The organism is Caballeronia sp. M23-90 (genome assembly GCF_053574605.1).
On sequence record NZ_JBSIPA010000775.1, the window covers coordinates 1 to 1,625 of the forward strand.

A 1,625-nucleotide genomic window follows, 5' to 3' on the forward strand; every position below is an offset into this window, starting at 1 on the left:
TTGCGCGCTGCGCGTCGCAAGCCTTCGCAGCGTCGCATTCTCTGGTTGCTCACCGATGGGCGAAGCGCCGAAACCCCAGCGCGTCCCGATTCGGCGGATCAGATCGTTGTCGTCGATTTTGAAAGTGCGGCCGTGAGTCTTGGCCGATGCGCAAAACTCGCCGCGTCATGGCATGCGGACTATCGTACAGCCGCTGACATGACATCGGCTTAGTGGCTCATCAGCCGCTCATTCGTACCAGCGGGGCGTGTACGCCCACTCGCCACTGCCATCGCCGCGCGCAAAGCTTCGCGTCGTCGATGATCCGACGATCACCATGGTTCGCATATCGACCTGATCGGAACGCAGGTTTGCGAGCGTGGTCGTGATCAACGTTTCACCCGGCCTGCCGATGTTCCTTCCCAGCACGACCGTGGTCGTTCCATCGCGATACTCACGCACGATCTCAAGCGCACGATCCAACTGCCAAGGCCTTGCACGCGAGACCGGGTTGTAGAACGCCATCACGAGATCGGCTTGAGCGGCATGTCGCAGACGCATCTCGATGACGGCCCATGGTTTCAGGTTATCGGAAAGCGAGAGCATGCAGAAGTCGTGACCGAGCGGCGCGCCGGCACGCGCGGCAGTCGCCAGCGCAGCCGACACACCGGGCAGGATGTTCAGGTCTACGGAAGACCACGCCTCGTTGGATTGTCCTGCGTCAAGTGCTTCGAGCACTGCGGCGGCCATGGCGAACACGCCTGGATCTCCTGACGACACAACCACGACCCTGCGCCCCGTGCTCGCCAGTTCCAACGCATGACGCGCGCGCTGCATTTCTTCGCGGTTATCGGTGCAATGGAGGATTTGATTCGGCTTGAATGGACCGGCCATGCGCACGTAGGTCTCGTAGCCAAGAATATCGTCGGCGAGGGACAACACGTATTTGGCCGCCGGTACCATCAAGTCCGCGCTGCCGGGACCCAGGCCGATCACGGTCAGCGTGCCGCGTGCTTGTCCGAGGTTCGTGACATCAACCGGATACGGCGCAATCAATATTGCGAGGCCTTCGTCATGCGCTCTGAACGTTTCGAACCCGTCCGGCAAGGCGCCGAATCTCAGGGGTACATCAAGGACATGCGCAGCTTCGATCAGGCGCGCCGACGTCATCATGGACACGGGCGCAAGCATGGCGGCGACCGACAGCGGCGATATCTTTGCCTCAAGCAACGCACGGCGGATGCGTTCGGCGATCGGATCATCCGAACGCACCGCGTTCACGCAAATGACGACCGAGCGCGGGTGAATCATGAGTTCGCCGGCGTTTTCACTAACATGCGGCGAGATCCGGATTGCGCGGTTTGCATCGGAGGCACGGGGCAATTCGACCTGATCCAGCCACGGTGCGTTGCCTTCGATGCGCGTTGTGCTTCCCGCCAGAAGATCGGACACGAAGCGCTTTCCATGTTCGATATCCGCAAGCACATACCCCGCCGGAGGATTCAGCAGGCATGTGCCGAAACGCAATTCGCCGCTCGTCGTGATCGCGGGCGCGACCCTCAGCCACGTTTTCCGTCTTCGATTCGGTACGCGTATCCTGACGAACCTGTGAAAGCTGAAGCGGCTGCGCCGCAAGTCGATGAGAA

Annotated in this window: 1 protein-coding gene and 1 pseudogene; one reads left to right on the forward strand and one right to left on the reverse strand. The window is 61.1% G+C overall.

Annotation, left to right across the window (positions count from 1 at the left end; translation table 11 throughout):
• Window positions 1–213, forward strand: a pseudogene (locus ACRXB1_RS35735) (magnesium chelatase); the annotation flags it as partial.
• Window positions 214–228: 15 nt separating this feature from the next.
• Here ACRXB1_RS35735 and cobJ read toward each other — a convergent pair.
• Window positions 229–1,625 (reverse strand): precorrin-3B C(17)-methyltransferase (gene cobJ / locus ACRXB1_RS35740; RefSeq protein WP_449494732.1); only part of this gene is annotated, 1,397 nt, incomplete at its 5' end.